Below are 19,249 nucleotides of genomic sequence, written 5' to 3'. Positions count from 1 at the left end.
AGGACAACGGCGTGTTCCGCTCCCCGGAAGCAGCCCCCCCGAAGCGTGGCCGAGACGCGGAGGATCAGATCCCGTCCAACGTTCCGGAGGTCGGAAAACACTGTGCCGGTCGAGGTCGGGATGCACCTACTGTCAACGTCCATGTCCCTCGTCACGCTCGAACGCCGCGGGCCGATCGCGATCATCACTCTCGACCGGCCCGACATCCGCAATGCCTTCGACCACCCGATGGCGCAGGCACTCGGTGCCGCACTCGCTCAGGTCGAGGACGATCCTGAACTGCGAGTCGCGATCCTCACTGCGACCGTCACCGAGCCGCGACCGGTTTTCTGCGCCGGTCACGATCTACGGACGATCGAGGACGAGCGCGACGGCGGCGCTCGGGCCGAGACCTCGGCGGGTGGCTTCGCGGGCGTCACCCAGCTGACCCGCACCAAGCCGCTGATTGCCGCCGTCGATGGGCTCGCGACGTCCGGCGGGCTCGAGATCATGCTGTCGTGCGACCTCGTTGTCGCGACACGACGCTCCTCCTTCGCACTGGCAGAGGTCCGTTGGGGCCTCGTCGCCGGTGCCGGCGGATTGTTCCGGCTCCCATGGGCGATCGGCCGGGCGACCGCGATGGACATGATCCTGACCGGACAGCCGATCAACGCGGAGCGCGCGTACGCCCTCGGGCTCGTGAGCACTCTGACGGACTCGGACGTCGTGTCCGCGGCGATCGAGCGCGCCGAGTTCATCGCCGCCCACCCGTCGACCGCAGTCGCCGCGAGCATGTTCGTCGCGGCGCAGGCCTTCGGTCAATCCACGGACGATCTCTGGGTGGCCAACGACACCGCAATCGGCATGATCATGCACTCCGATGACCTCACGGCCGGGCTCGCGTCGTTCGCAACCAACGGGGCATCGAGCCCTCAGGACCGCTGAGAGGCAGCCATGGACCTGGGGATCACCGGACACGCGGCCATCGTGACCGGCGGCAGCAAAGGTATCGGTCGAGCCTGCGTCGAAACGTTGCTGGCCGAGGGTGCGAATGTCTGCGCCGTAAGCCGCGACATCACACTGCTCGACGAACTCGTCGCCTCGTCCGCGGGGCACCTGGTGACGGCGAGCTGTGACCTCACGACCGTCGAGGGCTGCGACCTGGCGGCCAAGGCTTGCCTCGATGCATTCGACCGGATCGACATCCTCGTCAACTGCGCCGGGTCGGCAGGGATGGGCAACGTTCTCGAAATCTCGGCCGACGACGTCGACGATGCGCTCCTGCTGAAATTCCACGGCTACCTGAGGATGGCGCAGCGAGTCATCCCGTCGACGACGGAGCGCCGGTGGGGCCGCATCGTCAACATCGCAGGCACAAGCCCCACAGCCGACAACCTGCCGACCAGCCTGGCCAATATCGCGGTCCACAACCTGACCCGCGCCCTGAGCGACGAGCTCACGTCGTCTGGGATCCAGGTAAACCTCGTGGCTCCCGGTCTGACACTGACCGACCGGGCAGTGACGCTCGTCGCGCGAGCGGCGGAGCAACAGGGCCGATCCCCACAGGAACTCATCGCCGAGGTGGGTTCCGGACTACCGGCGGGTCGTGCCGCCGATCCCGCCGAGGTCGCGCGCGTCGTGTGCTTCCTCGCCTCGGATGCCTGCAGCTACGTACAGGCATCCGTGCTCTACATGGACGGTGGCGCGCGACGCGCGACCCCGTAACTAACCGACAAGGAGATACACATGCTTGACGACATCGTGGTCCTGGAGGCAGGACGCCGGGTCTCCACCGGCTACGCCGGCAAGCTGCTGCGTGATGCCGGTGCAACGGTTATACGACTCGAGCCCTCCGAAGGCGACCCGCTCCGCACGGATTCCCCGGAGTACGCCGAGTACCTCCATGCCGGCAAGGGATCGGTGACCGACGTGAGCAGCTCCTCTGCTGGCCTTGCTCTCGCCGACCGGGTCGACGTCGTGATCTGCGACGAGAAATCCGACGTCCAGTCACTGGTCCGCGATTTGCGGTCGCGTCGACCGCGCCTCATCGTCGTCGCGGTGTCCCCATACGGCCTCGACGGTCCCGACGCGACGACCCCCGCGACGGACTTCACGCTGCAGGCCGAGGCCGGCATCTCGTTGGTGCACCCGAGCGGCGACAAGCCATCGATCTCGGTGGGTGTGCCGATCGTCGAGATGACCGGCGGCGCTGCGGCGGCAATGGCAGTAGTCGTCGGACTGTTGGCCAACGACGCCGACGAGGCCCCCGTGGTGGCGGACGTGTCACTGTTCGAGTCGGCCGTTGCACTGCAGCAGTTCCCTTGGCTCTACAACCGCATCGAGCACCACTCGAAATACCCACTGCCGCAGGCACCGATCCCCGGCATCGAACAGGCCAGTGACGGATGGGTATGTGTCGTCAGCGTGACGCCGCCGCAGTGGAAGGACTTCAAGCAGATCGCCCAGGTCCCTGCGCTCGACGATCCGCGATTCGACACCCTCAACGACCGGGTCGATCACGCCGCCGAGGTCACTGCGCTCGTCCGTGAGTTCACTCGCCGTCACACCATCGACGAACTTGTCGAGCTTGGTGCCGCCAACAGGGTGCCGATCGTTCCGGTCGCCACTCCAGGGACGATCGCGTCGATCGCGCCGTTCGCGGCACGGAACTCGTTCGTCCGGAGCGCCTCGGGTGTGTTCACCGCACCCGGCCCCCCGTTCCGTGTGAACGGTGACGCTAGGTGGACGCCTGCTCTTCTCGCAGACATCGGCCAAGACGACAACCAGGACTGGTCGTCCACGGCGCCCCGCATCCGCAACACCGCCGACGGCATCGATCCTCGGCTGCCATTGGCGGGTCTGCGCGTCGTCGAATTCGGCACCTTCCAGGCCGGCCCGATGGTGACTATGAACCTCGCGAGCCTTGGCGCCGAAGTGATCAAGGTAGAGACCGTCAACCGACCCGACCTCATCCGATTCAACGGCGTGCCCGGGACGGTCGATCGTTTCTGGGAGCGTGGTGCGCCGTTCGTGGGCGCCAACCTGGGTAAGAAGGACATCACTGCGGATCTCGCCGACCCCCGCGGGCTCACCGTGGTCCGCGAGTTGATCGCCGAGGCCGACGTCATCCTTGAGAACTACGGACCAAGAGTGCTGGAGTCGCGCGGACTCGACTACGAAGGCATCCGGGCGATCAACCCTGACATCGTCATGGTGCGTATGCCGGCCTGGGGGCTCGACGGACCGTGGCGCGACCGGCCGGGCTTCACCTATACGGTCAACGCAGCATCCGGCATGGCGGAGCTGACCGGCTATGCCGACGGCGAGCCACTGCTGACCGGATCAGCGGTCGACCCGTTCGCGGCGTTCGTGTGCTCGTTCGCCACGATCACCGCCATCAGACGGCGACGGGTGACCGGGCACGGGGCACTCCTGGAGGTGCCGCTGTGCGACGCCGCGATCCAGCTGACGGCCGAGGCGGTAGTCCAGCAGTCCGCGTCCGGTCGGACCTTCAGCCGCACCGGCAACAACCGGCCAGGATCGGCCCCGCAAGGTGTCTATCGCGGTACCGACGGCGCTGAATTCGCTGTGTCGGTCGAGAACGACGAGCAGTGGTCCGCTCTCGCTGCGCTGCCGTGGGCCAAAGCATGGGCAGCCGACGAGCGATTCGCCGACGTGGCCGGTCGAGAGGCTATGGGGGCTGAGCTCGACGGTCTACTGCGGCAGGCATGCGCCGAGCTCGACTCGACACAGGTCGTCGACGACCTCAGAGCAGCGGGCATCCCGTCGGCACGCCTCGAGGTCGGAGACGAGGTAGTGCGGCATCGCCAGCTGCTCGCCCGCAAACGGGTCGTGGAAATCGCGCACCCTGTCATCGGGCCGCAGGAGTACCTCGCGGGACCGGTCCGGTTCGTCGAGGGACCTGATATGACGCCATGCTCTCCGGCACCTCTGTTCGGGCAGCACAACGACGAGATCCTGACCCGGCTGGGTCGCACGGCCGAGGAGATCGCCGCACTTCGCGAGGACGGACTGATCTCGGACTCGCCGTTCAACACTCCGTTCGAACGCACCTATACCCTGCAGTGACTGCGGGAACGGCCGGTGCACAACATCTCTGGACGATGCACTAGCCGCGCCAGTAGCCACAAGATCTTCAACTTATCGGCGTCACGGATCGACATCACGATCCGTGACGCCGATCTTCATGACCAACACCCTCGTCGCGGGCGAGCGAACCGTGGGCTTGGTGGTGATCGACCGCCTCGTCGTCAAGTTTCAGAGTCGGGGTGGGGAAGCGTCGAGCTGTTTACTCATCACGGTCCGCACCGGACTGCTCGCCGGCTCTGGACGCTGGTCTTCGTCGGTAGCGTCGCAGGGATCTTCCTGCTCTCGTCCGGCACGATCATTGCCGTCCGTCCGCCGCCAAGATGCGTCATCATCGACGCGTCACTGGTCATGCTGGCGATCATGATCCGTGAATGGCACAGCCTCCCGCGGCCGTTGGTCGGGACGGTTGTGACGGCGGCGTTCGCGGTCTGCAGCGACGCAGCAGCTCACATTGCTGCTGCCGCTAGATCCCCAGAAGTGCCGTAGCCAATCTAGATCGCGACGGTGCCGAGGCCGACGAAGACCGTCCTACCGTCCTGACGGACGGTCTCGACAGCCACACGGGCACGAAGCTCCCCGCCTTCCTCGAGTATTTCGGTAATCGTCGCAGTAGCCGTCAATGAGTCTCCAGGCCAGACCTGCGTCACGAAGCGGCCACCGAAAACCCGCAGATTCTGCGGGCCGAATACGTCGGTCAGGATGCGTCCCGTCATGCCCATCGTCAGCATGCCGTGTGCGAAAACACCTGGGAAGCCAGCGATCTCGGTCGCGTAGGTCGCATCGGTGTGCAGAGCGTTGAAGTCGCCGGATGCACCGGCGTACTGGACGATCTGCGTTCGAGTGAGGTTCTCCACGAGAACCTGCTCGTGGGTGTCTCCCACCGTAGCGGTCGCGGCAGTTTGCTGATCGGTCATGGTCAGTCGTCCTTGGGCTGGTGCTGTGTGGCGACACTGACGACGCGAGCCGTCACGACGAGCTCTCCCGCCTCGTCGCGGTAGTCAGTGATGGTCTCGAAGAAGCGCAGATCACCGCCCCGACGGCCTTGCTTGCGCCAGGTATCACCGTCGCGGACGGTCGCCGTGAGGACATCGCCCACAAGCAGCGGCCGGTGATATACGAAGTGCTGCTCACCGTGCAGCGTCCCACTGGCAGTGTCCTCGTCGTCAGGACCGTAGCCCGTCGCATCGCCCCCCGATCCGAACCAAGGTCCATCCAGGTGCGGGCGCAGCGGGTAGTCCGGGTCGAAGTGTGCGCTCGCCTGAACATACGTCGGCGGTGCCGGGATCGCGTCCAGGCCTGCAGTCGCGGCGACCTCCGGATCGGTAAAGACGGGGTTGGCATCGCCGAGCGAGCGCGCGAACTGCAGAACCTGCCCTGCCTCGATGGGGAATCGGCCGATGGCCATTGGCAACTCCTTGAGTATCAACACGAACTGTGTCGCGATGCTGCGGTGTGCGGTGTGATCACCATGGCCGGCCCCCATTTACGAAAACGACCTCGCCCGTCGTGTAGGACGCGGCTGAAGACGCGAGATAGACGGCCGCGCCGGCCATCTCCTCTGGACGTCCCAACCGCCCCATCGGCACATGCGGCAGCAGGTCAATGTGTGCTTGGTGCGCTGGCTCACCGTCAGGACTGACGATGCCGGGACACAGTGCGTTGACCCGGACCTTGGGCGCCAACTCGACCGCAAGCTGACGTGTCAACATCCACAGTGCAGCCTTGCTGACCCCGTAGGCTCCGATGCCCTGGGACGGCAGGAAACCCGAACCCGAGACGACGTTGATCACCGAGCACCCCGACCGGCCTGCCATGAGCGGCACGAGTTCCCGACACAGTCGGAACGGCGCAACGACGTTGGCGGCCAGAACTTCGTCCCAGACCTCGTCGTCGAGGTCGAGCACCGGGCACACCACGCCGCCCGACGAGTAGGCGTTGTTGACCAGCACATCGATGCCCGACCATGATGCCTGGGCGCGCTCCGCGATCAGAGCCGGCGCATCTTCGGCCATGACGTCGGTCATGACGGTGACGACCCTCTGCCCGGTCCCAACTCTCAGTTCGTCAGCAAATTCCGTCAGCGCGTCGTGGCGACGGGCTACCAGCAGCAGATCTGCCCCAGCTTCGGCGAAGGTTCGAGCGATCGCCGCGCCAATGCCCTGGCTCGCACCCGTCACCACGGCCACCTTGCCGTCGAGCCGGAACATCCGGTCGGTCACTGCCTCACACCGGCGCGGTCTGCCGGCGCAGTTCGTTGCGCTTGATCTTGCCAGCCTCCGTACGCGGCAACTCGTCGACGTAGTCGATGATCTTGGGGTACGCGTGGCGTCCGAGGTTCTTACGCACGTCCGCGGCGATCTCGTCGGAAACCTGCTGCTGGCCAACTGTCCCGTTAAGCACGATAATCGCGCGCACGACCGAGCCGCGCTCAGGGTCGGGCGCCGCCACGACGGCGACCTCTGTGACTCCGGGGTGCGCCAGGATGAGGTTCTCGACCTCGCTGGGCCCTACGTTGTAGCCGGACGTCACGATCAGATCGTCGTCCCTGCCGACGAACCAGTAGCGACCGTCCTCGTCACGGCGCACGACGTCGCCGGTCAGGAAAAGGTCATCACGCCAACGGGCCTTCCACAGGTCGTCACCGTTCAGGTAGCCGGTCGCAGCCTGATACTCGGGGTTGCGCAGCGCCAAAATGCCCTGGCTCTCCTGCTCGACGCCCTCGTCGTCAACGAGCACGATATCGAAGCCAGGGACAACCGATGACATCGCGCCCGGGACGTCCGGAGTCGCCGGGTCTGCGAGGTTGGCCAGCACCATGGCGGCCTCACTCTGGCCGTAGCCGTCCTGGATCGTGCTGCCGGTCAATTCCATCCACGCTTGAGCGAGCGGCGCGTCGAGCGGTTCGCCCGCGCTGGTCGCGCCGCGCACGCTACTCGAGATCCCCCGGCGCGCAGCGATCGGAACGAGACGACGCAGCGCGCTGGGCGCAGCCGCAATGTAGGTGACCTGTTCCTCCTCGAAGATACGCAACCACGCAGCCGGATCGAAGTCCCCGCTGTAGACCACGCGCGGGATGCCGAGCGCCATCGGTCCAGCACCGGTCGTGTACAGGCCGTAGGACCATCCGGGTGCTGCGCCGGTGAAGAACATGTCGTCGGGGGTTAACGCCCAGGTGTGCCGGATGAACGGCTGAATGGTGAGAATCAATGAGTGGGGCTGGATGCAGCCTTTCGCCGCACCAGTCGTACCGCTGGTGTAGATCAACGTCGCCGGGTCGGAGGGCGCCGTCTCGACCATGCCGAAATCGGGAGCATGGCTGTCGATCTCAGCCCACAGGCTCCGGTCGCCCTTGACCAGGCCGCGTCCTGCAGCGCCTGCCACGGTGTAGATCTGAGGGTCGACGGTCAGAAACGGCAACGCCTCTGCGAGCTGGCCCCGGTACCGGTGATCGACCACGACCGCTGCCGGCTCGGCGCCATTGAGCCGCTGCACGATGGCATCGGTGCCGAAGCCGGCGAACAGCGGCACGTAGACCATGCCCGAACGCCACGCGGCGAGCGCTCCGATGAACGCCTCGACCTGCTGATTGACCAGGGCTGCAACCTTGTCACCACGCACGAGCCCTGCGGCCTTCCACGCTGAGGCCAGTCGGCTCGACGTCCGGGCCAGCTCGGCGTAGGTCCAGCGGTCGCTGCTGCCGTCGGGGTGCCGAATGATCATTGCGAGACGAGCCCGGTCGCGCGCCCACCGGTCCGCACACTCATGTGCGGTGTTGAGCCCGCGATCGATCGGCCAGTCGAGTCGCTTCTCGGCAGCTCGCCAGATCTCGGAGCTCGAGAGCCCACGCTCGGCGTGGAGTTCGGCGTACAGGTTTTCGCGCACTACGGACATAGTTTTCACCTCGGTGTCGAACGGTAGGAATCTCACCGAACCACCCCTCGCGGCGGACCGCACCATCGTGTTCCGTGCCTCGGAACCGTGGGCTGTCGATGTGTAGGCCCCTGCTTACTCTGAGGCCTTCCGGAGCAGCACCGCGGCTGCCAGCAGTGTGTTTATGGTGAGGAGAATGGCGAGATGACCGGACAGGTGCGGATCGAGCACACAGAACGCGTCGCATGGATCACGATCGACCGCCCTGAGGCCAAAGGTGCGCTCACTTCCGACATGGTCGCCGCACTGCATGACACCGTCGCCGACCTGCGCACCCGAAAGTGCGTCGATGTCGTGGTGATCCGCGGCGAGGGCACCGACTTCTGTACCGGGTCCGACATGGGCGATATCGCAAGTGTCCTCGGTGCGCCTGCCGACGAGCGTCGAGAAGCTTTCGACTCGAGTATCTCCGGGACTATTCAGCCGCTGCTGCGAGATCTGCTGGCCCTGCCACAGCCCATTGTCGCGAGCACGCGCGGCTACGCGATCGGCATCGGCGTCATGTTCATGCTCGCCGCCGACCTCGTGATCGCGTCCGACACGACGAAGATATCCCTCCCGCAGCCCCATCTCGGGCATTCGCTGGATCACGGCGAGAGTTGGCTCCTCCCCCGCCGCGTAGGACCGTCACGCGCGCTGCAGATCTGTCTGCTCGGCGACGTCGTCGGATCCGAGGATCTCGAGCGGTTCGGCCTGTGCAACTGGCTCAGCAGCGATGCACACCTCGAGAGCCGGACTCAAGAGGTCGTCGATGGCCTACTCGCTGTCGCTCCGGGCTCGCTGTGGCGCACCAAGGCATTGCTGCGCAACTCGATCGATGCCTCATTCGAGGAGCAGCTATTGCTCGAGCGTGAGCACGCCTCTGCAGGAGCTGCAACCGAGGACTTCATCGAGGCGATCAATGCCCAGATGCAGCGTCGCGTACCCGTCTACAACAACCGCTGATCGCGGGAAATGCCACATACTGGTCGAACTCCGCGAAGCAATCGGCAACATCGGTCCAGGGGATACCGCATCAGACCGGCAGGTTTCCCTTCGACAGCAACGATTCGCTTTGCAGTTCGCGCTCGACCAGCATGGCCCGACGCATCAAGTCACGGTCTCCGGTGATCCGGCGATAGTGTTCCAGGTCTGCCTCGAGCCTGACCGGGTCATGACTGTCGAAGATCAGCTGTTTCCGCTCCGAGGACACCGGCGACGAGATCTCGGTGAAGACCCGACGCCGGACGCCCGAGTAGTGGTCGAGCATGTCCTCTGGGGCGTCGCCGTGGACCACCGCGGCCAGCGTCTCCACGAGCAGGGCCGAGTCGAAGAACCCTCCTGCCACGCCGTAGCCGCTCGACGGGTTGGTGACGTGTGCCGAGTCGCCGACCAGTAGCGCGCGGCCGACTCGGAACCGGTCTGCGACACGCTCGTGCATCCGGAAGGCCGCCCACGCCGTGACCTGCGGATCGACATCGTCGGGCAGCAAGGCGCGGAAGACGTCGGGCATTCGGTCTGCGACCGAGTCGTTCGGCAGCATCAGGCTCTCGGCGTACGTGTAGCGCCACGGCACGGGATCACCGAACTGCGCGATCAGCGCACCGTGCGTCGGGTCCACCCGGGCGACGGAGCGCGCGTAGCCCAGTGTCGCCAGATCGAGGTCCAGATCCGTGGCGACGAAGCGCTCGGGCCATGTCATACCGGGGAAGGCGAGCCCGAGCTGACGCCGGATGATGCTGTGGGCGCCGTCGGCCGCCACGACCCACGACGAGCGGTAGTCACGCTCACCCGCCGGACCAACCGCCGACACGGTGCAGCCGTGCGCATCCTGCTCGAACGAGCGGGCCGACATATCCCACTCGATCCGGACGTTGGACATTGCACCGAGCCGGGCCAGCACGATCTCACTGAGCGTGTCCTGCCCGAGGTGGAGAGTGAAGGGGTGCTCGACGGAGTCGTCCAGCACGCTCAGGTCGAACACGAGCTCCTCACCGGTCCGCGGGACCGAAAGCGTCCAGCTCCGCTGAACCAGCCCGGCCGACGCCGCGGCGGCCAGCAGACCGAGTCGCTCCAGTTCGGCCATGATCGACCAGTGGAACAACATTGTCCGCGGCGTGCGGACGACGGTAGGCGTGGCCTCGAGTACCGTGACACCGATACCAGCCTGCGCGAGGCCCAGTGCCGTGATGAGTCCGATGGGGCCCCCACCGACGACAGTGACGTCGTGTGTCGTCATGGTGCTGTAGCCTCGGCGCCCGAAGTGAGCCTGCTGCCTCGGACAAGATCCAGGGCGTTGGTCCCCAACACCCCGAGTGCTTGCTCCGCCGTCAGGATTCCAGCATCGACCGCGTCGCGGACCTGCGTCTGTTGACCTTCGAGCTGGCCGGCGATGAACGGGTGATCCGTGCCGATCATGACGTGCTCGGCACCGAAGCGCCGGACCAACAGCGCCAGGTGTTCGGCATCGAAGACCAGAGTGTCGACCCACAGCCTACGAGCTAGGTCGTCGTGGTCGTGGTCGGTGTCGCCGGCGAGGACGGCACCGAGGCGAAGGCGCGGCAACGACCAGGGGAAGGTTCCGCAGCCGTGCGACATCACGACACGCAGCTCGGGCAGGTCCCGTAGGACTCCCCCGAATACCAGAGCTCCCGCGGCGAGCGCCGTGTCGGTCAACATGCCGAGACCGAAATCGTACGGCTGACCGGTGCGACGCAGTGCTCCGTCTCCCCCTCCCAGTGGGTGTACGTAGACGACGGCACCCAGCGCGGCAGCGGCCTCGAAGAGCGGTCGTACCGCCGGGTCGTCAAGCTCGCGGCCCGCCAGTCGGCAGCCTATCTCGACACCTCGTAGCCCGAGCGTCCTCACCGCACGCTCGAGCTCGACGACTGCTGCGTCGATATCCTGGACCGGTAGCGCACCGAGGCCCAGCAATCGACCGTCAGCGGCGGCTACATCCTCGGCGATGCCGTCGTTCATGGCACGGGCGAAATCCGCAGCCTCCTGCGGAGGTGCCCAATCGGTCAGCGTGATCGGGACGGGCGACACGAGCTGCACATCGATCCCTGCAACGTCGAGCTCACCGACCCGGTGGGTCACGTCCCACAGGGCAGAGCGGACCTTCCGAAACTCGCTGTCACCAAGCATGATCCGGCCCGAACTGTCGTCGTCGCGGACCAGGCAGGGCCACCGTCTGTCGCCCGTACGCGCCGCGAAATCGTCGAGCCCACGTGGGAAATGATGTGCGTGGACGTCAACCGTCGTTCCGCAGTGGGTACCTGGGGCATCGGTGAACATCCGAATTGCTCCTAAAAGAGGGCGTAAGGGAGAACCGGAGAGTCGTCCCCACGGAAGGTTAAATACGACCCAACGCGAAATACCAGTCCCTGTTCCATCCGACGGAATAGCCACGTGATCGCCCGAAGCCACAAAAAAGCGCACAATATCCACCTGGTTAAGGTGGGTGAACCACGTCACGTTGCGAGTGCCGTACAACCCCTCGGAGTTGCACACTGTGAATGACCCTCTCGCCCATGGGTCTCGGACCCCCGAGCCACCATCGATCCTGTCCAAGGCGTTCGACCTCCTCCGCGCCTTCAACAACAACGAACGGGTCATGACACTCAGCGAGCTGTCGCGCGCGTCGGGCTTACCCAAGTCCACCGTGCATCGGCTGATCGCTCGGCTGATCGACCTCGATGCCATCGAGCAGCACCGCTCCGGCTACAAGCTGGGGCTGGGACTGCTGGAACTTGCGGCCAACACGCCGGCCGGCAGCATGCGCGACATGGCGATGCCTTACCTCGCCGCACTCCACCGGTGGTCGGGCCAGACCGTCCACCTCGCGGTGCTGCGGCGCTACGACGTCGTCTATCTGGAGAAGCTCGCCAATCCCGTTGCCCCGACCGGCCCTTCCGGTGTCGGTGTCCGTCTCCCGGCCAACTGCACAGCCGTCGGTAAGGCATTGCTGTCCTGGGAGAACCTCGAAGACCTCGAGGCGTTCCTCCCCTCGCCCATGCCCATGCTGACGCCGCGGTCGATCACGAACGTCGAGGATTTTGTGATCGAGCTCCGCAAGATCCGCACCAGCGGCATCGCCTATGAGCACAACGAGGCACAGCTCGGCCAGGCCTGCGTCGCAGCCCCGATCGTGGTTCACGACGTCGCGATCGGCGCGATCTCGATCTCCCACCGCGCCGATACCGATACCGGTCAGAAGATCGTGAATGCCTTGCGTGACACCGCAGCCCAGATCGCAAAGGGGTCCCGTGGGGGCCTGGCTCAGGGACGAGCGCACTGGTTTCCGCGCGAGCTCTGACGTTCGACGGCGCCGAACCCCCGATCGGGAAGACGGCGCCGTCGAACGTTCCAATCAGCGGTAGATCGCGAACGTCTTGTTGGAGTTGAGAACCTCGGTCTCCACGAACTCGCTCCACTCGAGCTTCAGATCGAGCTCGGACATCGCACCCAGCAGACAAAACCAGTTGAGCATCTCATGCTGGCCTGCCTCGATGACCTCACGCGTTGTGACCTTCTTCCATGCCTCGTAGTCGCATGCGACCATCGCGTCGTACAACGCGCGGTCAGCCTCGATGTCCGGACGCAGGTGCCAGTCCTTGTCGTTCAGGAAGGCGTGTGACCAACTCGCCGAGGCAATCAGCGCGACGCGCTTGTCGCTGGCACGTGCGGCACGACCGATGGCCTGGCCGAACTGGAAACAGCGTAACGGGGACGGTCCCGGAGGATCGAGATTCTCCCCTGCCTTGATGTCGGCGAAGCGGGCGATGCCGCCCTTGCGCGCGATGACGTGCTCGCCGTAGCAGTTGACCGCCAAGGGAATCACCGGATACGGGAACTCCTTACCGACGTTGTCGTAGTCGAGAAAGATCTGAGTGTTGCCGAACGCGTGCGGGAAGTGGATCCCTTCACGCTGCTCGTACGAGTAGGCGACATCGATGCCGTCGTTGAGCACGGCAGTCGCGATCTGCTTGGCGAACTTGGGGTCGCCCTTCATCGTGAACCGCTCCTCGTCCGGAAGACCCCAAACGTTGGGGACATCGAGCAACTTCAACACCGCGAAGGGCTCAACCTCTGTGTCCGCATACGCCAGGACGCAGAAAGACGGGATGACCTCCTCTCGAAAGTTCTCGTACTGGTCGTCGCCCCACACCAGGACAACATCGGGTTCGAAGTCGTCGAGCGCGGCGCGGACCTTGTCGAGTCCCTTGCGCAGCTGCGCCCGGTGACCGGCCGCGGCAGTGGTCCCCTGATCGTCACCCCACTCGCTTTGCGCTAACGCGGACCAGTTGTCCGGGTCCTTGCGATCCTCGGGGATATCTGGATCTTTCAGAACGCTCTTCATCAGGTTTGCCATGTGCGTGTCCGCACCGGCCAGCATCGGGTAGTGAGTCATACCGAGACCTATCACTTCTGCCATGTGTGCTGCTCCTCCTCATTGCTGACACCGGCGCCGTCGAGCTTCGTCGATAAGCGCCGATGATCCGAACGTATTCGTCATTAGAGACTTGTGGAACGCATCCCACCACCAGAAGTTCTGGTGCTTGGAACCTTCCGCGGCAACGCCCGCAGCGCTCGGTGGTGATCCACATGGAGAACTCCCCATCCACGCCCCCTACTGCCGATGACCCACGTCTGCCGATGACCCACGTCGTGACGACGCAAGGATGCCGCCGTTGCATGGCGCGAGCAGTCGGCGACTACCGGCGTCCCCTGTGCGCCAGTCCGCAACCTCATCGGGACCGACGACATCCCCTTGGCATACCTAGTGCAACAACACATCGTGAGCAGCCCGCGACGTTCCAGTCTGGGCCGGACCCCGCAAGAGGGTCGGCGGCAGGAGGACCTGCTGGTCGACGTAGCGCTGGAGCGGATCGCGTCACGCAGCTGACTTTGACGGAGGACGAGGGGTGAGGCTATCGACCTCACCCCTCATCGGTGTCGTGCTGCCTCAGGCGTTGCTCACAAAATCGGTGATGATGCGGTTGAACTCATCGGCATGCTCGATCTGTAGCCAGTGACCGCAGCGGTTGATGATGTGAGCACGTGACGTCGGAACCGCAGCCAGGAAGCGCAGAGTGTGCTCGAAGCTCACGACCCGATCATCTCGTCCGTGCAGAGCGAGCGTCGGCACCGTGATCTTGGCGAGATCGGGAAGCAACCCGAAATACGGGTTGGGCGGCTGTGGGTTGTCCCACAACGTGTTCCAGCTATCGAGGTGCCCTCTGTGGGCGAGTGCTGCAGCCGAACGCAGCCCGGCAAGTTCGTCCGTGGCCATCGACTGATCGAAGCACATGATCTGTACGAGCTTCTTCATGTTCTCCGGTGTGGGCACTCGGTATGCCTGGAAGAGAACTTTCAGGCCCTCGGAGAGGCCGCCTCCGGGGCTGAAGAGGTCGAGGCCAGGCGCTGGTGCGCCCATCGAAACCAGGTGACTGACCCGCTCCGGGTAGCGGACGGCAGTCTCGACGGACGTCATTCCACCCATTGAGTTGCCGACCAAGGCAGCCTTTTCGATCCCGAGCTCGTCCATGAACGCGATGAGATCGGCGGAGTGATCACGGCCGATTGTGTCGTTCTGAGTGTCGCTCTCGCCCCAACCGGGCATATCGACCGCGTGGACGTGGAACTGGCGAGAGAGCGGCTCGATGTTGGGGCGGAAGTTGCTCCACCCCGTCGCGCCCGGACCGCTGCCGTGCAGCAGGATTACGGGATGGCCGACTCCGGCCTCGTAGTAGTGGATTTTGTAACGGCTGGTCAGGACCGTCCGGCTCGTGCTCTCTGCGGTGACCGAGGACTTCTCGGTGGCAATGCTCATAATTCTGTTTCCTTTCGTCGAGGACCGGAACCGGACTTCAGACCTGCGCGACGAGGTCGGGAAGCTCGGGACGCAACTTGGACACACCGGCTGCATCCGCGCTCTGACGGGAGACCTGGCCGTCCCGGAAGAACTCCAGAAACACCTGGTTGAAGATCTCCGGCGAGTCCGTCTGTCCCTGGTGCCCGGTCTCTTCGGGATAGAAGAACTGAATGTTCGGCAGGACCTTCTCCTGCTCGTAACCCCACTCGACCGGCGTCAAGACGTCCTCGGTGCCGTAGAGGTAGATCCCGGGAATCGTGAGCTTGTCGAGCCGGCCCTTGGTCGAGAGACGCGCCTCGATATTGGGGTCCTCCCACGGGATGATCCGGCCGTACTGGAGCAGACCGGGCCAGAACTGCGCGTGGGCCTCCTTGCCGCGCTCAGCCGCAGCGAACCGCATCTCGATCAGGTCGTCGTTGATCGCTTCGCCTCGGTGGATGATGGCGCTCATCATCGAGCGCATTCCTTCACGGGTGCCGTCGTACTGCGTCAGCTCGACCTTGGCCGGCGGCTTGAGCCCGGCGGGTACGACGTCGCCGATGTCACCGGCGATCAGCGCGAAGCTCAGCACCCTCTCCGGATGGGCCACAACGTAGTTGGTCGTGTTCATACAGCCCATCGAGTTGCCGGACAGGTGGAACTCGTCGAGGCAGAGTGCAGTCGTGAACTCATGGATGAAGTCGACATAGCTGTGGACGCCTTCGGGCCAGAACTCCTCACGGTCGTCCGACAGACCGAATGCCGGCATGTCCGGGCAGTAGACCCGGAAACCGTTGGCCCCCAGGAACGGTGCCATGAAGCGCCACCCCGCCGTGCCCGACGAGCCTGGAAGGCCACCGTGCAGCAGCACGACGGCCGGGCCGGTCGTGCCGGAGGTCATGTAGTGGGCCTTCGCGCCACTCGCGAGCCGAACCCAGCGACTCATCATTCCCGGAACCTCGATGAGTCCCTCTTCCGTCAACGCCATGTTCACTCCTTCATTGATGTGCACCGGACGCGGACGCCTCCGGGTCAGTTGTCTGCCGTTAGGTCGGGTCACACCGGACGAGCGGGCGTCAGGCCCAGATCCAGGTCGGTAACCGCAACGCGCTTGGTCACGGCCTTTCGGCACTTCATCAACATCCGCGGGTCGTCCACGACCAACGCGCCGGTCACGATGCCGGCCTCGTCCGCGTATACCGCGACAAGCCCGCACTCGACCGTGCCGTGAGAGATCGCCACGGCGCCGTCGCCCGGACGGCCCACGATCTGGATCCGATGGCCGTACTGGTCGGACCAGACGTACGGCACCTGAGCATGTGGGACGGACGTACCCATCACGTCGGCGGCAATGATCCCGGCGTGCTCATTGGCATTGGTCCAGTGCTCGATCCGCAGGTCCGAACCGTAGAAGCCGTGTGCCCATCGGGCGATGTCGCCTGCCGCGAAAATCCGGTCGGTGCCGCGGACATGCAGCGACGCGTCGCATTCCAGACCGTTGGTAATCGGTAGGCCGGACGACGCCAGCCACTCGGTGGCAGGAGTTGCGCCGATTCCCACGACCACCAGGTCGGCAGGCAAGACTCGACCGTCCTCTAGTGCTACTCCCGAGACGTGCGAATCTCCGACGAAATGGGAGAACTGCACACCTGTGTGGACGGTGACACCGTTGACCTCATGCAAGCGTGCGAGCTCGGCACCTACTTCAGCTCCGAGTACATGTGTCAGCGGAACCTGCTGCGTCTCGATAATCGTCACGCGCGTGCCGTATGCCCGTGCAGCCGAAGCGAACTCGGCACCGATGAATCCCGCACCGATGACAACAACGTCTTGTGCGGTCGCCAGGCCGACCCGCAGTGCGACGGCGTCCTCGGCGTTACGCAACGTGTGGATCCCGGTGAGCGTATCGGCCCCCGGCAGTGTTCGAGGGGTGACGCCGGTCGCGATCACCAAGTCGTCGAACGGAAATGTCGTGCCGTCATGGGTCGTGACGACGCGTTCATTGACGTCGAGCGCGACAGCGCGAGTGCCGAGATGCATCTGGACGTCGAGAGCCTCCAACTCGGCGCTCGACAACAGCGGAACGGGCTGATTGGGGCCGTCGGGGAGCAACATCTCCTTGGACAGCGGAGGTTTGTCGTAGGGCTGGTGGACCTCTTCGCCCACGACCGTGATGGCGTCGTTGTAACCCTGCATGCGGAGGGCCTGCGCCGTGCGGATTCCCGCCACGGACGCGCCGATTATCAAGATGGACACGGCGCAAGTGTCATCGGGGTCACTGGGTCGGGCAACGAGGTATACCGCTGGCTGGAACCCGGCGGGCACGTTTCGCACGATGGAACATCGGCTGGGTCGCAGAGCACACGGCGCCCCAAACTGTGCGGACGCATCACCGGTGCGCGACCGAAATCAACATCAATCTTGGAGCACACCATCGTGAATGAGTTCGATGTCGTCGTCGTAGGAGCAGGACCGGTCGGGTTCACCCTGGCCATCGACCTCGGCAGGCGCGGAGTCCGAACGCTGCTGGTCGAGAAGGATCCGACAACCAAGGAGTGGCCCAAGATGGACCGCTCCAACGCACGCACGATGGAGTTCTACCGACGTCTCGGCATCGCCGACGAAGTTCGTGCGGCAGGCTACCCTGCCGATGGCTCGATGGATGTCTTCATCGTGACCCGGTTGTCGGACCCGCCCCTGGTCAAGCTCGAATATCCCAGCGTCGCCGAGCACCGCGCCACAATCGCCGCAACGACCGACGCCTCCGAACCGCTCGAGCCATACCAACTCGTCGCACAGAACGACCTCGAACCTGTGCTCAAGCGGGTCGCCGAGAGCACCCCGAACGTCACGGTGCGCTTCGGCTACAACCTCGTCGACTTCATCCAGGACGACGAAGGCGTGACCGTGACCCTCGAAGACCTCGCGGGAGCCCGGGAGACGGTTCGCACCGGATATCTCTCCGGCTGTGACGGCGGCATCAGCACAATCCGCAAAAAACTCGGCATCAAACTCGAAGGGCAAGGCAGTATCCGCCAGCTGCGTCAGGTCACGTTCCGTTCCGATGAGCTCTACGACAAGATCCCAATTGGCAAGGGACGCCACTACTACGTCGCCGACGCCGAAGGCAGCGCCTTCGTCGTGCAGGGCAGCCGAAAGGACTTCACCCTCAATATCGCGATCGACGTGGACGCCGACCTCGCACAGGCCGTGCGCGACCGTGTGGGTTTCGACTTCGACTTCACGATCCGCAACTCGACGAACTGGAAGCTGCATCTCCTACTGGCCGAGCGATACCGCGACGAACGTGTACTACTGGCCGGCGACGCGGTCCACCTGGTGATCCCCACCGGTGGCTTGGGCATGAACACCGGCGTCGGTGACGCGATCGACCTGGCCTGGAAGCTGGCCGGAACGGTCCAGGGCTGGGGTGGGCCGGGTCTGCTCGACAGCTACGAGACCGAGCGGCGCAAGGTCGGCGCTCGCAACGTCCAGGCCTCCGGATGGGCCGCCCAAGGCATGAGCCTATGGCGTGATCTCGTGACGCCTGAGATTACCGAGGACACCCCCGCTGGCGCGACACTACGGTCGGAGGTGGGTGCCGCGGCGAACATCCACCACCGTCGCGTCCACGAGATGATCGGCGTCGAGTGGGGCTACAGCTATGCCGGCTCGGATTTGATCGCCCATGAGGACGACAACATCACCGACTGGGACACCACGACCTACACGGCGCACACGCGTCCTGGCGTACGTGTCCCGCACATCTGGCTCCAGGACGGCCGTGCCATGCAGGATGCTTTAGGTCAGGACTACACATTCATCGACCTGACCGGTTCGGCCGACACGACAGCCGTCGAGGCGGACTTCGCCAGGCTGGGTGCACCTCTGGAGGTACTTCGAATCGACGACCCGAACGTCCGTGCGGCCTACGATTGCTCGCTGTTGTTAGTGCGGCCCGACCTACACGTGTTCTGGCGCGGCGACGTGCTGCCCGAGGATGTCGACCACTGGGCCGAGCAGGCGGTCGGCCACCTCACCCAAGCTGAGCGCGACGCAATGGCTCAGGAGACGACGTAAACTTGGTCGTCGTCGATTTCGACCCGATAGGTCGCAAGCGCGATGGTCGCCGGCAGACACAACGGCTTGCCGCTGGCCAGATCGAAGCGCGCCATGTGCAGCGGACAGACGAGCTCACTGCCCTCGATCTCACCCTCACTGCCGAGCGACCATTTCTCGTGGGAGCAACTGTCGGCCGTGGCGAAGAACGTCCCATCCTCGGCCCGGTGCAGGGCGATCTGTCCACCGTCGAGGGTCATGGACTCACCCGGCGTGAGATCATCTACAGCGCAGGCTAACTGGCGCTTCATCGTCTGTGTATCTTCCATCAGGTAT

18 protein-coding genes are annotated in these 19,249 nt (G+C 64.8%); 6 read left to right on the top strand and 12 right to left on the bottom strand.

Annotation, left to right across the window (positions count from 1 at the left end; genetic code table 11):
• Positions 1-141 precede the first annotated feature (141 nt).
• Genes AOT96_RS33615 through AOT96_RS33605 form a run of 3 tightly spaced genes read left to right on the top strand, consistent with a single transcriptional unit; the run spans position 142 to position 4,068 of the window.
• Positions 142-924 (top strand): enoyl-CoA hydratase/isomerase family protein, encoded by a 783-nt coding sequence (locus AOT96_RS33615; protein ID WP_058228106.1) that lies wholly within the window; start codon positions 142-144, stop codon positions 922-924.
• Between the two features lie 9 nt (positions 925-933).
• Positions 934-1,704, top strand: a complete 771-nt coding sequence (locus AOT96_RS33610; protein ID WP_058228076.1) for an SDR family oxidoreductase — start codon at positions 934-936, stop codon at positions 1,702-1,704.
• 21 nt (positions 1,705-1,725) lie between these two features.
• Positions 1,726-4,068, top strand: a complete 2,343-nt coding sequence (locus tag AOT96_RS33605) for a CoA transferase (protein ID WP_058228075.1) — start codon at positions 1,726-1,728, stop codon at positions 4,066-4,068.
• A 227-nt stretch (positions 4,069-4,295) separates the two neighbouring features.
• Here the strand turns inward: AOT96_RS33605 and AOT96_RS35600 are convergent, their stop codons facing one another.
• From AOT96_RS35600 to AOT96_RS33585, 5 genes are all read right to left on the bottom strand, one after another.
• Positions 4,296-4,439 carry a hypothetical protein gene (locus tag AOT96_RS35600; RefSeq protein ID WP_156525060.1) on the bottom strand — a complete coding sequence of 48 codons (144 nt, stop codon included), beginning with the start codon at positions 4,437-4,439 and terminating at the stop codon, positions 4,296-4,298.
• A gap of 141 nt (positions 4,440-4,580) precedes the next feature.
• The gene (locus AOT96_RS33600; protein WP_058228073.1) at positions 4,581-5,003 is read right to left on the bottom strand and encodes a MaoC family dehydratase; all 423 of its coding nucleotides are present in this window, start codon (positions 5,001-5,003) and stop codon (positions 4,581-4,583) included.
• Between the two features lie 2 nt (positions 5,004-5,005).
• The gene (locus AOT96_RS33595; protein WP_063892164.1) at positions 5,006-5,494 is read right to left on the bottom strand and encodes an FAS1-like dehydratase domain-containing protein; all 489 of its coding nucleotides are present in this window, start codon (positions 5,492-5,494) and stop codon (positions 5,006-5,008) included.
• Between the two features lie 58 nt (positions 5,495-5,552).
• Positions 5,553-6,308: an SDR family NAD(P)-dependent oxidoreductase gene (locus AOT96_RS33590; protein ID WP_082654934.1), complete on the bottom strand. Its 756-nt coding sequence runs from the start codon at positions 6,306-6,308 to the stop codon at positions 5,553-5,555.
• Between the two features lie 4 nt (positions 6,309-6,312).
• Positions 6,313-7,980 (bottom strand): acyl-CoA synthetase, encoded by a 1,668-nt coding sequence (locus AOT96_RS33585; RefSeq protein WP_063892163.1) that lies wholly within the window; start codon positions 7,978-7,980, stop codon positions 6,313-6,315.
• A gap of 183 nt (positions 7,981-8,163) precedes the next feature.
• Between AOT96_RS33585 and AOT96_RS33580 the strand changes: the two genes are divergently transcribed.
• Positions 8,164-8,964 carry an enoyl-CoA hydratase/isomerase family protein gene (locus AOT96_RS33580; RefSeq protein WP_058228070.1) on the top strand — a complete coding sequence of 267 codons (801 nt, stop codon included), beginning with the start codon at positions 8,164-8,166 and terminating at the stop codon, positions 8,962-8,964.
• Between the two features lie 70 nt (positions 8,965-9,034).
• On the opposite strand, the gene AOT96_RS33575 is transcribed toward AOT96_RS33580, so the two are convergent.
• Positions 9,035-10,237, bottom strand: a complete 1,203-nt coding sequence (locus AOT96_RS33575) for an FAD-dependent oxidoreductase (RefSeq protein WP_063892155.1) — start codon at positions 10,235-10,237, stop codon at positions 9,035-9,037.
• On the bottom strand, positions 10,234-11,295 hold the full coding sequence (locus AOT96_RS33570) for an amidohydrolase family protein (protein WP_063892154.1): 1,062 nt from the start codon (positions 11,293-11,295) through the stop codon (positions 10,234-10,236). The genes AOT96_RS33575 and AOT96_RS33570 overlap by 4 nt, the downstream gene beginning before the upstream one ends.
• A 217-nt stretch (positions 11,296-11,512) precedes the next feature.
• Between AOT96_RS33570 and AOT96_RS33565 the strand changes: the two genes are divergently transcribed.
• Entirely contained in the window at positions 11,513-12,316 is an 804-nt protein-coding gene (locus tag AOT96_RS33565) for an IclR family transcriptional regulator (protein ID WP_231915183.1), read from the top strand.
• Positions 12,317-12,370: 54 nt separating this feature from the next.
• Here AOT96_RS33565 and AOT96_RS33560 read toward each other — a convergent pair whose 3' ends face one another.
• The 4 genes from AOT96_RS33560 to AOT96_RS33545 form a co-directional block, all read right to left on the bottom strand.
• On the bottom strand, positions 12,371-13,435 hold the full coding sequence (locus AOT96_RS33560; RefSeq protein WP_058228068.1) for an extradiol ring-cleavage dioxygenase: 1,065 nt from the start codon (positions 13,433-13,435) through the stop codon (positions 12,371-12,373).
• 531 nt (positions 13,436-13,966) lie between these two features.
• Positions 13,967-14,833: an alpha/beta fold hydrolase gene (locus tag AOT96_RS33555; RefSeq protein ID WP_058228067.1), complete on the bottom strand. Its 867-nt coding sequence runs from the start codon at positions 14,831-14,833 to the stop codon at positions 13,967-13,969.
• Positions 14,834-14,870: 37 nt separating this feature from the next.
• A complete protein-coding gene (locus AOT96_RS33550; RefSeq protein WP_058228103.1) occupies positions 14,871-15,842 on the bottom strand; it encodes an alpha/beta fold hydrolase in 972 nt (323 codons plus the stop codon).
• Positions 15,843-15,910: 68 nt separating this feature from the next.
• Positions 15,911-17,110 (bottom strand): NAD(P)/FAD-dependent oxidoreductase, encoded by a 1,200-nt coding sequence (locus AOT96_RS33545; RefSeq protein ID WP_063892153.1) that lies wholly within the window; start codon positions 17,108-17,110, stop codon positions 15,911-15,913.
• 180 nt (positions 17,111-17,290) lie between these two features.
• Here AOT96_RS33545 and AOT96_RS33540 point away from each other — a divergent pair, with 180 nt between their 5' ends.
• Entirely contained in the window at positions 17,291-18,934 is a 1,644-nt protein-coding gene (locus AOT96_RS33540) for an FAD-dependent monooxygenase (protein WP_197486194.1), read from the top strand.
• On the opposite strand, the gene AOT96_RS33535 is transcribed toward AOT96_RS33540, so the two are convergent.
• Positions 18,919-19,242 carry a non-heme iron oxygenase ferredoxin subunit gene (locus AOT96_RS33535; protein ID WP_054801916.1) on the bottom strand — a complete coding sequence of 108 codons (324 nt, stop codon included), beginning with the start codon at positions 19,240-19,242 and terminating at the stop codon, positions 18,919-18,921. The genes AOT96_RS33540 and AOT96_RS33535 overlap by 16 nt on opposite strands.
• Positions 19,243-19,249 lie beyond the last annotated feature (7 nt).

Origin of the sequence: Rhodococcus sp. 008 (genome assembly GCF_001682295.1) — a bacterium.
GTDB lineage: Bacteria > Actinomycetota > Actinomycetes > Mycobacteriales > Mycobacteriaceae > Rhodococcus_F > Rhodococcus_F qingshengii.
This window is presented reverse-complemented; position numbering and strand designations above follow the sequence as displayed.

What these genes read in the sequence shown, in the direction of transcription:
- AOT96_RS33570 (WP_063892154.1), bottom strand. Translation starts at nt 11,295, where the DNA reads ATGTTCACCGATGCCCCAGGTACCCACTGCGGAACGACGGTTGACGTC.
- AOT96_RS35600 (WP_156525060.1), bottom strand. Translation starts at nt 4,439, where the DNA reads ATGACCAGTGACGCGTCGATGATGACGCATCTTGGCGGCGGACGGACG.
- AOT96_RS33595 (WP_063892164.1), bottom strand. Translation starts at nt 5,494, where the DNA reads ATGGCCATCGGCCGATTCCCCATCGAGGCAGGGCAGGTTCTGCAGTTC.
- AOT96_RS33610 (WP_058228076.1), top strand. Translation starts at nt 934, where the DNA reads ATGGACCTGGGGATCACCGGACACGCGGCCATCGTGACCGGCGGCAGC.
- AOT96_RS33615 (WP_058228106.1), top strand. Translation starts at nt 142, where the DNA reads ATGTCCCTCGTCACGCTCGAACGCCGCGGGCCGATCGCGATCATCACT.
- AOT96_RS33550 (WP_058228103.1), bottom strand. Translation starts at nt 15,842, where the DNA reads ATGGCGTTGACGGAAGAGGGACTCATCGAGGTTCCGGGAATGATGAGT.
- AOT96_RS33585 (WP_063892163.1), bottom strand. Translation starts at nt 7,980, where the DNA reads ATGTCCGTAGTGCGCGAAAACCTGTACGCCGAACTCCACGCCGAGCGT.
- AOT96_RS33535 (WP_054801916.1), bottom strand. Translation starts at nt 19,242, where the DNA reads ATGGAAGATACACAGACGATGAAGCGCCAGTTAGCCTGCGCTGTAGAT.
- AOT96_RS33555 (WP_058228067.1), bottom strand. Translation starts at nt 14,833, where the DNA reads ATGAGCATTGCCACCGAGAAGTCCTCGGTCACCGCAGAGAGCACGAGC.
- AOT96_RS33575 (WP_063892155.1), bottom strand. Translation starts at nt 10,237, where the DNA reads ATGACGACACACGACGTCACTGTCGTCGGTGGGGGCCCCATCGGACTC.
- AOT96_RS33560 (WP_058228068.1), bottom strand. Translation starts at nt 13,435, where the DNA reads ATGGCAGAAGTGATAGGTCTCGGTATGACTCACTACCCGATGCTGGCC.
- AOT96_RS33600 (WP_058228073.1), bottom strand. Translation starts at nt 5,003, where the DNA reads ATGACCGATCAGCAAACTGCCGCGACCGCTACGGTGGGAGACACCCAC.
- AOT96_RS33605 (WP_058228075.1), top strand. Translation starts at nt 1,726, where the DNA reads ATGCTTGACGACATCGTGGTCCTGGAGGCAGGACGCCGGGTCTCCACC.
- AOT96_RS33580 (WP_058228070.1), top strand. Translation starts at nt 8,164, where the DNA reads ATGACCGGACAGGTGCGGATCGAGCACACAGAACGCGTCGCATGGATC.